Here is a 12,975-nt window from a genome sequence, read left to right as displayed (position 1 = left end):
AAGCCCCCGGGGCGGCGGACGGACCGCCGCCCCGGGGGACGTCACGCTCCCGCCGGGAGCACCGTCTCCGGCCGGGGGCGGCTGATGACCAGGGCCATCAGGGCCGCCGCCGCGCACAGCGCGCCCGAGGCGTACCAGACGACGTCGTAGGTGCCGAAGACGTCGCGGGCCAGGCCGCCCGCGAAGGCGACGGCGGCCGCGCCGACCTGGTGGGAGGCGAGGACCCAGCCGAAGACGATCGCGGAGTCGGCGCCGAAGTGCTCGCGGCACAGGGCCATCGTGGGCGGGACGGTGGCCACCCAGTCCAGGCCGTAGAAGACGATGAAGAACAGCATCGGCGGGTGCACGGACGGCGCGAGCAGGATCGGCAGGAAGCAGAGCGAGATCCCGCGCAGGGCGTAGTAGACCGCGAGGAGGCGGCGGGCGGAGAAGCGGTCGGTGAACCAGCCGGAGGCGACCGTGCCGACGACGTCGAAGACGCCGATGACGGCGAGCAGTCCGGCCGCCGCCGTGATCGGCATGCCGTGGTCGTGGGCGGCGGGCACGAAATGGGTGCGGACCAGGCCGTTGGTGGAGGCGCCGCAGATCGCGAAGGACCCGGCGAGGAGCCAGAAGGGACCGGTGCGGGCCGCCTTGGACAGGACGGTGACGGCCCGGCGGGCGGCGCCCGGGACGGGCGCGGGCTTCTCGGCGTACTCCCCGCCGTACGGGGCGAGCCGGACGTCCGCCGGGTGGTCGCGGAGCAGCAGCCAGACGAACGGGACGACGGCGAGCGCGGCGAGGGCCACGGTCACGGCGGCGGGCCGCCAGCCGTGGCGCTCGACCAGCCAGGAGAGCAGCGGCAGGAAGACGAGCTGGCCCGAGGCCCCGGCGGCGGTGAGGAGGCCGGTCACCAGGCCGCGGCGGGCGACGAACCAGCGGTTGGTGACGGTCGCGGCGAAGGCGAGGGCCATGGAGCCGCTGCCGAGGCCGACGAGGACCCCCCAGTAGAGGACGAGCTGCCAGGCGGCGGTCATCCCCACGGTGAGGAGCGAGCCGAGCGCGATGACGGCGAGGGCGGCGGCGACGACCCGGCGGATGCCGAAGCGGTCCATGAGCGCGGCGGCGAAGGGGGCGGTCAGGCCGTAGAGGGCGAGGTTCACCGAGATCGCGAACCCGATCGTGCCGCGCGACCAGTGGAGTTCGGCGTGCAGCGGCTCGATGAGCAGGCCCGGCAGGGAGGCGAAGGCCGCGGCCCCGATGATCGTGACGAAGGTGACCGCCGCGACGGACCAGGCGCGGTGGACGCGGGGCGTGCGGACCGGCCCGCCCCCGGGCGTACGGGCGGGGGTCTCGGTTGTCTGAGCCATGCCACGAGCATCCCGGCCCGCTCCCGCCCCCGGCCATTGGCCCGGATGACAGCTTTCCAAAGGATCGGGCCACCACGCCGAACGGGGCCGGTTCGGGCGGGGCCGGTTCGGGCGGGGCCGGTTCGGGCGGGGCCGGTTCGGCCGGAGCCGGTTCGGCCGGAGCCCGTTCGGCCGGAGCCCGTTCGGCCGGAGCCCGTTCGGGCGGAGCCGGTTCGGGCGCACGGCGGGAGGGACGGCCCCCGGGCGCCGGAGGAGCGCCGGGGGTTACGGTTCCGGAGCGGCCGCCCGTGGCCGTCCCGGGCCGCCGCCCTCCGGAGGGAGTACCACCCGTGCCGTCACCGTCCCCGTCCCCGCACCGCGTCGCCGTCCTCGCCCTGCCCGGTCTCCTCCCCTTCGAACTGGGCATCCCGCACCGCATCTTCGGCGGCGCCCGGGACTCCGCGGGGCGGCGCCTGTACGAGATCGTCACCTGCGCGACGGCCGCGGGCCCGGTCCGCACCGACGCCGACTTCGCCGTGCAGGTGGAGCACGGACCGGAGGCCCTCGCCACCGCCGACACGGTCGTGGTGCCCGCCTCGTACGAGCTCGGACCGGTCTACGAGGAGGGCAGGCTGCCCGACGACCTGGCCGCCGCCCTCGCGCGCATCCGGCCCGGCACCCGGCTGGTCGCCATCTGCACCGGCGGGTACGTGCTCGCCGCCGCGGGCTTCCTCGACGGGCGCCCGGCCACCACCCACTGGTCCTCGGCCGAGCACTTCCAGCGCCTCTTCCCGAAGGTGCGGGTCGACGCGGACGTCCTCTTCGTCGACGACGGCGACGTCCTGACCTCGGCGGGCGTGGCCGCCGGGATCGATCTGTGCCTGCACCTGGTGCGCCGCGACCACGGGACGGGCGTCGCCAACGAGGTGGCCCGCAGGACGGTCGTGCCGCCGCACCGGGACGGCGGCCAGGCCCAGTACGTCGCGCGGCCCCTGCCGCAGGACGGGACGCACACCACGACCGCGGCCCGCGCCTGGGCGCTCGCCCACCTCCACGAGCCGATCCAACTGCGGGACCTGGCGGAGAAGGAGGCGATGAGCGTGCGGACGTTCACCCGGCGGTTCCGCGACGAGGTCGGCGTCAGCCCCGGCCAGTGGCTCGTCCGGCAGCGGGTCGAACGCGCCCGGTACCTCCTGGAGTCCACCGACCTGCCCGTCGACCGGGTCGCCCGGGACGCCGGCTTCGGCACGGCCCAGTCGCTGCGGACGCACCTGATGACCGCGATCGGGGTGACCCCCACCTCGTACCGGCGCACGTTCCGCGTGACGGGCGCGGAGGCCGTGGCCGCGAGCTGAACGCCCTTGCCCGCGAAGGGCTGACGTCCGGGCGGCGGCGCGCTCGCGCGCGCCCCGAGCACGGCACGGTCACGCCGCCACCCGGCCGCGACCCGCACTCGCCGAGGGCCCGCCGGTCCCCGGGCCGGACAGGCCCGGGGCACACGGCCCTCGGCTCCCCTCGCCACGAATCGCTCACCCCAGGGTGGGCAAAACGGAACGAACCGTCAACAGGGCACCCGTCCGGGCGACACCGCGACCCCCGGCGGCCCCACCGGCGCGGGCACGACCGGAGCCCGGTCCACCTCGCACCAGATGCTCTTGCCGCGGCCCTCGGGCTGCCAGCCCCACCGGTCCGCGAGGCCGTCCACCAGCTCCAGGCCGCGCCCGTTGGTGTCGTCGCCGTGCGCGTGCCGGGGCTTCGGCGGGCGGTCGCTCGCGTCGGCCACCTCGACCCGCACCCCGCCCTCCGCCGCGAACAGCATCCGCAGCACGGCCGGGCAGCCCGTGTGCACCACGGCGTTGGTCACGAGCTCGGAAATGATCAGCACCAGCGCCTCGGCCAGCGGCTCGTCCTCCCCTATGCCCGAACCGGCGAGCCGCGACCGGGCCCACCTCCGGGCTCGCCCCACCTCCGCCGGGTCCGGCCCGACCTCCAACTGAACCTGAAGCACCTGCACCGTTCACACCACCCGAACCGGCGGACACATCGCCTCGCGCCTCACAGCCATCGACGCCCTCACGGAACGTGATTCCCTTGCGAGACAGCATGGTTGACGTACAGTCACCGCAACAAGCGCTTCGGGCATATTCCAGCGCGAAGGAGTACGCATGGTCCATACTGTGCGACGCACGCTGCGGGGAGTCGAACAGGAGCGCGCGGAACGCCTCCTGGGGGCGCGAGCGGGGCGCATTCCGGGGCGCGGAGTCACCGCAGGGGCGACACCGGGACGATCCGGGTCAACGTGCACTCGCATCCCACGGAGAGTACCGGAGCCGGAGGCCGACTCCGGGCCGTGACGGCCCAGCCGGAGGACACGACCCGGTATCGACGTTCCGTGACGCGGGCGGCCCGACGACACGGGCGGCGCGGGAAGCCTCAGCGCGCGCCGCCGCCGAGCGCGCCGTCCACGTCCTCGTACACCTCGAAGAGGCGCCGGACGCCGAGCGCGGCGAGCACCTTGGCCACGTGGCCGTCCCCGGACTCCGGGAGGATCAGGCGGAGCCGGCCGCCGCAGGAGCGGAGCAGCCGGCGGGAGGCGACCAGGACGCCGACGCCGCTGGAGTCGCAGAACCGCACGCCGGACAGGTCCATCACCAGGTCGTGGCGCCCGCCCGCGACCGCCGCGTGGACGCGGCGGCGCATCCCGGGGGAGGTGACCAGGTCCAGTTCCCCCTGGACGCGGAACACCGTCCAGGAGCCGTGCTCGTCCTCGTCGACCTCGATCGTCGCCACGGAACGCCCCATTCCCCACCGCCGTCCCGCGAAACCGGCGCACCGGGGGATGACGCTTTCCTTATCATCCGGGCCCCCGTCAAGGGCGCACTTGCGGCAAACGGGAGTGCGTTCTCGGCACGGCGCACTACTTTGGAGGGGAACCGCAGGGTCGGCAGGGGTGGAGGGTCGGATGGCGAAGGACACACCACCGCGCTGGGACCGCAGGATGCAGCAGCGGCTGGCGCGCGGGGAGGCCGCCGCCCTCGGGGAGTTGTACGACCGGTTCGCCGCGCTGGTGCACAGCCTGGCCCACCGGGTCCTCGACGACGACGACGCGGCCGACCGGATCACCCGCGAGGTCTTCGGCTACATCTGGGAGAACCCCGACGCGTACGACCCCCGGCAGGGGAACATGCGCGCGTGGGTGGCCGGACTCGCCCAGCGGCAGGCCGTGCACCGGCTGCGGCAGGCGGAGACGACGGCGTACGCGGAGACGGGGCTCGGCTCCTCCGAGGAACTGGAGCAGAAGGTGCGCCGGGCCTCGATCGCGGCCCGCGCCGACTACATCGTGACGTCGATGCCCGCGCCGCTGCGGGCCGCGCTCGAACTCGCCTACTTCCAGCGGCGGGACTACCGCCAGACCGCCGCCGACCTCGGGGTCACCGAGGACGAGGCGCGCCGGCGCCTCCGGCTCGGCCTCCAACTGCTCTCCACGGCGAACACCCGGCCGCTCGGAGGGGCCTCCCCGCCCGGCTACGGACGGGCCCTGTGACCGCGGCGGACGAGGGCGCGGAAGGCGTCGCGCGCGCTCCCCGGACACCGGGCCCCCGCCCGTCGGCGGACGACCACGCGGACCTGACGGGAAGGCCGGAACCGGACGTGGCGGAGGAAGGGGAGGCGGCGGAGCCGGGAGGGCCGGCGGCGGAGCCGGGAGGGGAGGCGCCGGACGTGCCCGTCCTCTCCCACGGCGTGCTCAAGTCCCTGCTCGGGGCCTGGGCGCTCTCCGCGTGCTCCGCCGGGGAGACCGCGGCCGTCGAGGCGCACCTCACCGAGTGCGGCCCGTGCGCCGACGAGGCGCTGCGGCTGCGCGACGCCGTCGCCCTGCTCCACCGGGACCGCGACCTGGACCTCGACCCGCTGCTGCGCTCGCGGGTCCTGGAGAACTGTCTGGGCCGCCGCCCGGCCCGCATCCCGATCCCCGACTGGGTCACGCCGTACGACGCGGAGACCGCCCGGCTCGACGCGCTGCTGCGGGACATCGGCGACGCCGAGTGGCACGCGCCGGTGCGGCTCACGTGGTACGAGGAGGAGCGGCAGGTGCGCCGCAAGGCCACCGTCGCCGGGGTCATCGGCCACCTCTTCGCCGTGGACGGCCTGGTGGCCGGGACCCTCGGCCTCGACGACCCGCTGGGCGCCGGCACGCCCGAGCTGTCGCCGTCCGAGCGGACCGAGGCGTTCTGGTCGGGTCTGGAGCGGCCGCCGGGCCGGGCCCTGCGGGAGCCCTGGCGGGACCAGAGCCACGCCCTGATCCGCACGGTCTCCTTCGCCGGGCGCGGGGTGGCCGACCTCACGGTCACCTACAAGGACTTCGCGCTGCCGCTGCGGGACTCGCTCCTGGAGCGGGCCTTCGAGTGCTGGCTGCACGCGGACGACATCGCGAACGCGGTGGCGTACCCGTACGAGCCGCCCTGCGGCGCCCACCTGCACGACATGATCGACCTGGCGACGCGGCTGCTCCCGGCGGCCCTGGCCGGCCGCCGCCGCACCGGTCTCGCCGCGCCCGCCCGGCAGTTGGTCGCGGCGGGCGCGCCGGGCCGCTCGCTGCACCTGGAGGTCGAGGGGGCGGGCGGCGGTCACTGGTACATCGCGCTGGACTCCCCGGCCGCGATCGGCGACCCCGGCCAGGCGGTGGCCCAGGTCGCGATGGAGGGCGTCGAGTTCTGCCAGCTCGTGGCGGGCCGTGTCTCCCCGGCGGAAGCGGCGGCGGGCCAGGACGGCGACCGCGAGGCGATCCGCGACGTCCTGGCCGCGGCGGCGTCCCTCAGCCGCCTGTGAGGCGAGGGGTCACGCGAAGACGACCGTGCGGCTGCCGTTGAGCAGGATGCGGTGCTCGGCGTGCCACTTGACCGCGCGGGCGAGGGCCTGGCACTCGACGTCGCGGCCGATCGCGACGAGCTGGTCCGGGGTCACCTCGTGGCCCACCCGCTCGACCTCCTGCTCGATGATCGGGCCCTCGTCGAGGTCCGCCGTCACGTAGTGGGCGGTCGCGCCGATCAGCTTCACGCCCCGGGCGTGCGCCTGGTGGTAGGGCTTGGCGCCCTTGAAGCTCGGCAGGAAGGAGTGGTGGATGTTGATGATCCGGCCGGAGAGCTGCTTGCAGAGGTCGTCGGAGAGGACCTGCATGTAGCGGGCGAGGACGACCAGCTCGACGTCCTCCTCGCGGACGAGGTCGAGCAGCTTGCCCTCGGCCTCGGCCTTGGTGTCCCTGGTGACGGGGATGTGCCGGAACGGCACCCCGTAGGAGCCGGCGAGCTCCTCGAAGTCGGTGTGGTTGGAGACCACGGCCACGATCTCCACCGGCAGCGCCCCGATCCGGGAGCGGAACAGCAGGTCGTTCAGGCAGTGCCCGAACTTCGACACCATGAGCACGACCCGCGTGCGCCGGTCGGCCCGGTCGATCTGCCACTCCATGCCGAAGGCGTCGCCGACCGCCGTGAAGCTGGCCCGCAGCTTCTCGACGTTCACCGGCGCCTCGGCCGAGAAGTGGACGCGCATGAAGAAGAGACCGGTGTCCCGGTCTCCGAACTGCCGGCTGTCCTCGATGTTGCACCCCGTGATGAAGAGGTAGCTCGACACGGCGTGCACGATGCCCTGCTTGTCGGGGCACGAGAGGGTGAGGACGTACTGGTCGGTCATCCCGCCAGCCTGCCACACCCGGCCGGGGGCGAGGCGCACCGTCCGTCAGGCGGACCGGTTCAGGACCGCGTCATGATACGGAGCAGGTCGAGGGAGCGCGGGGGCGCATCGGGGTCCTCGCCGTCGGCGAGCGCGAGGCGCACGTGGGCCTCGCGGGCGGCCCGTACGGCCTCCGGCCAGCCCTGGTGCTCCAGGTAGGCGGAGACGGGCGCGTCGGGTCCGACCTGGTGCAGGATGCGCAGCACCCGCAGGACGGCGACGTCGACGAGGGCGGCCTCGCCGGAGTCCCGGAAGATCGCGCCGACGTACTTCTCGGCGGACCAGTTGTCGAGCCAGGTCTCCTCGACCAGGCGGTAGACGGCGTCGGTGACGTCGCCGTACCCCTCCCGGCCGGCCAGCCAGGTCGTCTCGTGGAACGCGGGGTCGGAGAGCATGTGCAGCGCCGAGCGCACGTTGCTGCGCCAGCGCCACCACGGCATGTCGTTGAGCGGCATGCCGCCCATGGTGGAGGAGCGACGGCCGCGACGGGAAGGGTTCCCCGAACCGGGGACCGAACCGGGGACCGGACCGGTGGCGGGGTCGATGGCGGGACTGGACACGTTTCGATCGTACGTTCCCCTGTCCGGCAAGCGGAGCCACCCCCGCCCGACCCCCGCAATTCACCCTCCCGTCACCCACCGTCGACCCGCACTCACTCCCGCGTTACCCCTGGGGAGGAAGTGTCGTGTCCATGACCGGCAGGCGACTGACCCCACTCCTCGCGTACGTCACGGCCACGGCGACCGGAGCGTCGCTGCTCACCGGGTGCGGCGTGCTCCCCGGAGCCACGGGGGGCTCCAGGGAGCCCCTCACCGTGATGACCTGGGCCCCCGACCGGACCAAGGCCACCAACATGCCCGGCATGCCCGCCATGGCGCAGACCTTCGCCCGCTGGGTCAACGCCCGGGGCGGCATCGACGGCCACGAACTGCGCGTCCTCACCTGCAACGAACGCAACACCTCCGAGGGCGCCGCCGAGTGCGCCCGCCGGGCGATCGACGAGGAGGCGGTCGCCGTCGTCGGCTCGTACAGCCAGCACGGGCGCGTCTTCATGGGCTCCCTGGAGGCGGCCGGCATCCCGTACATCGGCGGCTACGGCGTCACGGAGGACGAGTTCACCAGCCCGCTCTCGTACCCCGTCAACGGCGGACAGGCCTCCCTCGTCGCCGGGCACGGGGTGCAGCTCGCCGGCATCTGCGACAAGGTCTCCCTCGTCCGGCCCGACAACGTCACCGGGGACAAGCTCCCCGCCCTGCTCGACTCCGGCCTGCACCGGGCGAAGCACGGCGGCGCCGTCGACATCCCGGCCGCCGAGGACGCCGCCGAGTACACCCGGCAGGCGGACCGGGCCAGGTCCGGGGCGGAGGGCGGGGACGGCTGCGTGACCGCCGTGCTCGGCGAGCGCACCCAGACCTTCTTCGACTCCTTCCGCCGCCTGCCGGAGGAGGAGAAGCGCGGGAGGGACGGGAAGGGCGGCGGCGTCCGCATCTCCTCGGTCCTCGGCAGCGTCGACCAGCCCGTGATCGACCGCACCGGCGGCGCCCACAGCCCCTTCGAGGGCGCGTTCGTCACCGGCTGGTACCCGGAGGCGACCGACAAGAGCTGGGCGCCGATGCGCGAGGTCGTGCAGGAGTACGCGTTCGTCGACAACCGGGTCGATCCGGCCGACACCGGCGTCCAGACCACCTGGATCGCGTACACGGTCCTCAAGGAGGTCGTGGAGGCCCTGGACCGGGACCGGATCACGCCGACGGAGATCGCCCACGCCCTCGACCGGGGCGAGCGGATCGACACCGGCGGCCTCACCCCGGCCCTGCGCTGGAAGTACACGGACCTGCTCGGCGCCTCCGGCTTCCCCCGGATCGTCAACCACCAGGTGACCTTCCAGGTGGTCCGCCAGGGGCGCCTGGTGGCGCAGAGGCCCGGCTTCGTCGACGTCGGGGAGACGCTCCTCGGCGTCTCCTGACCCGTCAGAGCTGGGTGTAAGCGCGCTTCTCCAGCCCGTACTTCTCGGCGGTCGGGTTCCACAGCCCGGCCGCCCTCTTCTTGGCCTTGGTGGCGGTCCCGCTCTCCTTGTTGGCCGCGGCCAGGTGGTTCGTCGAGCGGGACTTGCCGTCCTTGCAGCCGCTCTTCGTCTTCATCTGGTCGGCCCAGGCGGCGTAGTGGTCGTCGGCGGACGCGGAGGCCTTCCACGCCTCGGTGAGCGCGGCGGTCAGCCGGCCGTTGTCCGGGATCTTGTCGACCGACAGCGACTGGAGCTTGGTGATCAGGCCCCGGCGCTGCTCGGCGGCGCCCCGCAGGTCGGCGGCGGCCTGGTCCAGGTTCTTGCACTGCTTGACGGACTCGACCGAGCTGATCACCGTGTCGCGGCTGTCGCTGCTGGTCGCGAGGAGCTTGCCCAGCTCCCGCGCCTGCGGCTCCGCCGGGTCGGCCGGCTTCTGCGAGGGCTGCCCGCCGGGGGTCGCGGAGGAGGTCGCCGCCACGGTCGAGCCGCTCTTCTCGGGCTCCTTCTTCTCGTCCTCGCCGCTGAGCAGCGCCCCGGCGCCGAGGCCGACGACCGCGCAGCCGACGACGACGGCGGCGATCAGCGCGACCGGCGACTTGCGGCGCGGCGCGGGCTCCTCGTCGTCGTAGTAGGCGTCCTGGTAGGCGTACCCCTGCTGAGGGGGCTGCGGCGGCTGGTGCTGCTGCTGGTGCTGCGGGGGCTGCTGCTGGTACGGGCCGGGGGCCGGGGGCGGCGTCCGGTGGCCCTGCGGCTGCTGGGGCGCCCGGGGCGCCTCCGTGCGGAAGAGGCTGTCGAACTCGGCGGGCGGCTGCCGCTCGCCGGGCTCGGCCGGGGGTACGGGGGCGATGTACCGGGTCGCGTCGGAGGCCCCGGCCGGGCCGGGTCCGCCCGGCTGCGCCAGCGGGCCCGTGCCCAGGAACTGGGTCGAGTCCCCGCCGCCCTGCTGCGGCGGCACCGGGGCGATGTGCTGCGTGGCCTGCATGTCGGAGGCGGGGGCCGCCGGGTGCGGGTAGCCGTAGCCCGGCTGCTGGGCCTGCGCCCGGGGCGGCGGATAGCCGTACCCCGGCTGCTGCTGGGACTGGACCGGCGGCATCGCGCCCGGCACCGGGGCGATGTGCTGCGTGGCCTGCATGTCGGAGGCGGGGGCCGCCGGGTGCGGGTAGCCGTAGCCCGGCTGCTGGGCCTGCGCCTGGGGCGGCGGATAGCCGTAGCCCGGCTGCTGCTGGGGTATCGGCGCCAGGTACTGCGTGGACTGCATGTCGGCGGCGCCCGGTGCCGCCTCCGGGGGCAGCGGCTGCGCGGGCGGCAGCGGCCGCCCGCCCGGCTGACCGCCGGCGGGTGCCCAGCCGCCGTCCCACGACCGCGCTTCCCCGTGGGCACCGTCGTGCGCGGGGGGCACCGCCGGGTACTGCGGCTCCGGACCCTGTCCGTTCTGCGTCACCGGGACTCCTACTGATGGACCTACGGAATCGTCGGTTCACGCTACCGGGTGGGCCCGGGGGTCCGCACACACGTGTGAGCCCGGTTACAGAACTGGTTCACGGAACCGGGCCGCACCGCCCCCGCCGGACGGGCCCTAGGCCGCGTACAGCTCCATCCGCACCCCGAACTCCCGTACCGCCGCCTCCCCCGCGAACGGTTCGAGACGGTCCCTCAGGTCCTCCAGGTACTCCATGCCGCGCGACGACCGCAGCGTGCCCAGGAGTTCGAGCGCCCGCGTCCCCGTCCGGCAGGCCTGCTCCACCTCCCGCTGCTGGATCTGCGCCGCCGCGAGCAGGGCGAGGCCGATCGCCCGCCGCCGCGCGCGCGTCTCCGGGTGCCCGGCGACCGACTCCCGCGCCGCCCGCGCCGCCGCCTCCGCGCGCCCCAGGTCCCGGTAGCAGTGGGCCAGTTCGTCCGCCAGGTACGCGTGGTCGAAGTGGGTGATCCACACCGGTTCGTCGCCCGCCTCCGGATCGGCCCGCTCCAGGGCCCGCACGGCGCCGCCCGCCGCCTCCTCGAAGGCCCGGACGTCGCCCATCAGGGCGTGCCCGCGCGCCTCGGCCGCCAGGAACATCGACTCCGCCCTCGGCGGCACCTTCCCGCGCGCCCCCTCCTGCGCCGCCCGCGCCAACTGGGCGATCTCCCGGGGGTTTCCGAGCTGCGCGGCGAGGTGGCTCATCGAGGCGGCCAGCACGTAGCCGCCGTAGCCCCGGTCCCCGGCCGCCTGCGCGAGCCGCAGCGCCTGGATGTAGTACCGCTGGGCGAGGCCCGGTTCGCCGGTGTCCACCGCCATGTACCCGGCGAGTTCGGTCAGCCGGGCGGCCGCCGCGAAGAGCTGCCGGCCCACCGCCTCCCGGTACGAGCCGGACAGCATCCCCGAGACCACGCTGTCCAGGTAGTGCACCACCACCGGGCGCACGTGCCCGCTGCCGAACCGCCGGTCGAGGTCGACGAGCGCGGCCGTCGTCTCCCGCACCGCCGCCACGTCCGCGACCCCGACGCGGGCCCCCGCCGTCCGTGCCACGTGCGCGTCCGGCACCGTGATCAGCCAGTCGCGGCTGGGCTCGACCAGGGCGGAGGCGGCCACCACGGAGCCGGACAGGAACTCGCGGCGCCCCACGTCGCTGCGCCACAGCTCGCAGACCTGCTCGATCGCCCCGGGCACGGTCGGCGCGAACTGGAGGCCCACCCCGGCGGCGAGGTTCCGGCCGTGGGCCATGCCGACCTCGTCGATCGTGACCGTGCGGCCCAGCTTGCGGCTCAGCGCCTCCGCGATGATCCCGGGCGCCCGGCCGCGCGGCTGCTGCCCGCGCAGCCAGCGCGCCACGGACGTCTTGTCGTACCGCAGGTCGAGGCCGCGCTCCGCGCCGACCGTGTTGACCCTGCGGGCGAGGCCGGCGTTGGAGCAGGCCGCCTCCTGGATGAGCGCCCGGAGCCGTTCGTTGACCTGACGCGGAACGAGTGGCCTGGCTGCCATGAAGTACCCCCTGAGGCCGTGCGGGTGATCACTGGGAAGGGATCACTGCCCGGCGGATATCCGGTCAATGCCGATGTGAACACGCGAAACCGGACACGTCGGCCGTGAGCCCTCACCGGCGTCCCCACCCGTGCGTACCCCTCCCGGCGCCCCGGTCCTCCGCGCGCCCCCGCCCGTGCACCGGTGCGCCCCGCGTGCGGAATCGTTGCGTCACCCCGCTTCTCCGCCCCGCCCGTAACCCCGGGTGGTGCCGGGAGTTGTGCTCACCGTGGAAGAGACCATCGGAGTCACGGCGGCCGCGCGCGTCCCCGAGCAGCGGAACGAGCAGCTCCTGGACAGCGCCGTGCGGTACGCGGAAGAGCGGCACTGGGACGTGTTTCCCGGGACCTGGCTGGAAGCCGCCGAGGGCCGGGAGCGCTGCTCCTGCGGCGCGGACGACTGCGCGCTGCCGGGCGCCCATCCGTCCCGGCCCGACTGGTCGACCCAGGCGACCGGCAGCGGGGCCGGCGCCCGGCGGATGTGGTCGAAGCAGCCGAGGTCCTCGATCCTGCTGCCGACCGGCCGCACCTTCGACGCCCTGGAGGTCTCCGAGTCGGCCGGCTTCCTCGCGCTCGCCCGCATGGAGCGGATGGAGCTGACGCTCGGCCCGGTGACCTGCTCCCCGGACCGGCGCATGTACTTCTTCGTCCTGCCGGGCGCCGCCGCCAAGGTCCCGGACCTCGTCCGCAAGCTGGGCTGGATCCCCTCCTCCCTCGACCTCGTCACGCGCGGCGAGGGGCACTGCGTGGCGGCCCCGCCGACCCGGATCGGCGGCCGGGGCGCCGTGCAGTGGGCCCGCCGCCCCACCCCGGCGAACCGCTGGCTCCCCGACGCGGAGGAGCTGATCAGCGCCCTCGCGTACGCGTGCGGCCGCGAGGCGGCGGACGCGAGGGCGTCGCGCGCGTCCTGACTCCCGG

12 protein-coding genes are annotated in these 12,975 nt (G+C 74.8%); 5 read left to right on the top strand and 7 right to left on the bottom strand.

Annotated features, from left to right (window positions below; genetic code table 11):
* Positions 1 to 41: 41 nt before the first annotated feature.
* Positions 42 to 1,349 carry an MFS transporter gene (locus ACFYNX_RS15790; protein ID WP_388661903.1) on the bottom strand — a complete coding sequence of 436 codons (1,308 nt, stop codon included), beginning with the start codon at positions 1,347 to 1,349 and terminating at the stop codon, positions 42 to 44.
* A 329-nt stretch (positions 1,350 to 1,678) separates the two neighbouring features.
* Here ACFYNX_RS15790 and ACFYNX_RS15785 point away from each other — a divergent pair, with 329 nt between their 5' ends.
* Positions 1,679 to 2,683, top strand: coding sequence for a GlxA family transcriptional regulator (locus ACFYNX_RS15785; protein ID WP_388661901.1), 1,005 nt, complete (start codon positions 1,679 to 1,681; stop codon positions 2,681 to 2,683).
* Positions 2,684 to 2,889: 206 nt separating this feature from the next.
* Here the strand turns inward: ACFYNX_RS15785 and ACFYNX_RS15780 are convergent, their stop codons facing one another.
* Complete coding sequence (locus tag ACFYNX_RS15780; RefSeq protein WP_125666812.1) at positions 2,890 to 3,342, bottom strand: ATP-binding protein; 453 nt, start codon at positions 3,340 to 3,342, stop codon at positions 2,890 to 2,892.
* 419 nt (positions 3,343 to 3,761) lie between these two features.
* On the bottom strand, positions 3,762 to 4,130 hold the full coding sequence (locus ACFYNX_RS15775; protein ID WP_388661899.1) for an STAS domain-containing protein: 369 nt from the start codon (positions 4,128 to 4,130) through the stop codon (positions 3,762 to 3,764).
* Positions 4,131 to 4,290: 160 nt separating this feature from the next.
* Between ACFYNX_RS15775 and ACFYNX_RS15770 the strand changes: the two genes are divergently transcribed.
* Both ACFYNX_RS15770 and ACFYNX_RS15765 read left to right on the top strand, forming a co-directional pair.
* Positions 4,291 to 4,872 (top strand): sigma-70 family RNA polymerase sigma factor, encoded by a 582-nt coding sequence (locus tag ACFYNX_RS15770; RefSeq protein ID WP_365543049.1) that lies wholly within the window; start codon positions 4,291 to 4,293, stop codon positions 4,870 to 4,872.
* A complete protein-coding gene (locus ACFYNX_RS15765; RefSeq protein ID WP_388661896.1) occupies positions 4,869 to 6,155 on the top strand; it encodes a maleylpyruvate isomerase N-terminal domain-containing protein in 1,287 nt (428 codons plus the stop codon). The genes ACFYNX_RS15770 and ACFYNX_RS15765 overlap by 4 nt, the downstream gene beginning before the upstream one ends.
* Before the next feature lie 9 nt (positions 6,156 to 6,164).
* Here the strand turns inward: ACFYNX_RS15765 and purU are convergent, their stop codons facing one another.
* Positions 6,165 to 7,016: a formyltetrahydrofolate deformylase gene (gene purU, locus ACFYNX_RS15760; RefSeq protein ID WP_388661894.1), complete on the bottom strand. Its 852-nt coding sequence runs from the start codon at positions 7,014 to 7,016 to the stop codon at positions 6,165 to 6,167.
* A 59-nt stretch (positions 7,017 to 7,075) separates the two neighbouring features.
* Positions 7,076 to 7,519 carry a hypothetical protein gene (locus tag ACFYNX_RS15755; RefSeq protein WP_365543185.1) on the bottom strand — a complete coding sequence of 148 codons (444 nt, stop codon included), beginning with the start codon at positions 7,517 to 7,519 and terminating at the stop codon, positions 7,076 to 7,078.
* A 227-nt stretch (positions 7,520 to 7,746) separates the two neighbouring features.
* Here ACFYNX_RS15755 and ACFYNX_RS15750 point away from each other — a divergent pair, with 227 nt between their 5' ends.
* Positions 7,747 to 9,021, top strand: a complete 1,275-nt coding sequence (locus ACFYNX_RS15750) for an ABC transporter substrate-binding protein (protein WP_365543041.1) — start codon at positions 7,747 to 7,749, stop codon at positions 9,019 to 9,021.
* A 4-nt stretch (positions 9,022 to 9,025) separates the two neighbouring features.
* Here the strand turns inward: ACFYNX_RS15750 and ACFYNX_RS15745 are convergent, their stop codons facing one another.
* Both ACFYNX_RS15745 and ACFYNX_RS15740 read right to left on the bottom strand, forming a co-directional pair.
* A complete protein-coding gene (locus ACFYNX_RS15745) occupies positions 9,026 to 10,501 on the bottom strand; it encodes a hypothetical protein (RefSeq protein WP_388661892.1) in 1,476 nt (491 codons plus the stop codon).
* A gap of 135 nt (positions 10,502 to 10,636) precedes the next feature.
* Positions 10,637 to 12,019, bottom strand: coding sequence for a transcriptional regulator (locus tag ACFYNX_RS15740; protein ID WP_365543035.1), 1,383 nt, complete (start codon positions 12,017 to 12,019; stop codon positions 10,637 to 10,639).
* A 259-nt stretch (positions 12,020 to 12,278) separates the two neighbouring features.
* Between ACFYNX_RS15740 and ACFYNX_RS15735 the strand changes: the two genes are divergently transcribed.
* The gene (locus ACFYNX_RS15735) at positions 12,279 to 12,968 is read left to right on the top strand and encodes a bifunctional DNA primase/polymerase (protein WP_388661890.1); all 690 of its coding nucleotides are present in this window, start codon (positions 12,279 to 12,281) and stop codon (positions 12,966 to 12,968) included.
* Positions 12,969 to 12,975: the final 7 nt, after the last annotated feature.

This window comes from Streptomyces sp. NPDC007872, from assembly GCF_042868165.1.
Taxonomy (GTDB): Bacteria; Actinomycetota; Actinomycetes; order Streptomycetales; family Streptomycetaceae; genus Streptomyces.
The sequence above is the reverse complement of the archived record's forward strand: the minus strand, read 5'-3'. Positions and strand labels throughout refer to the sequence as shown.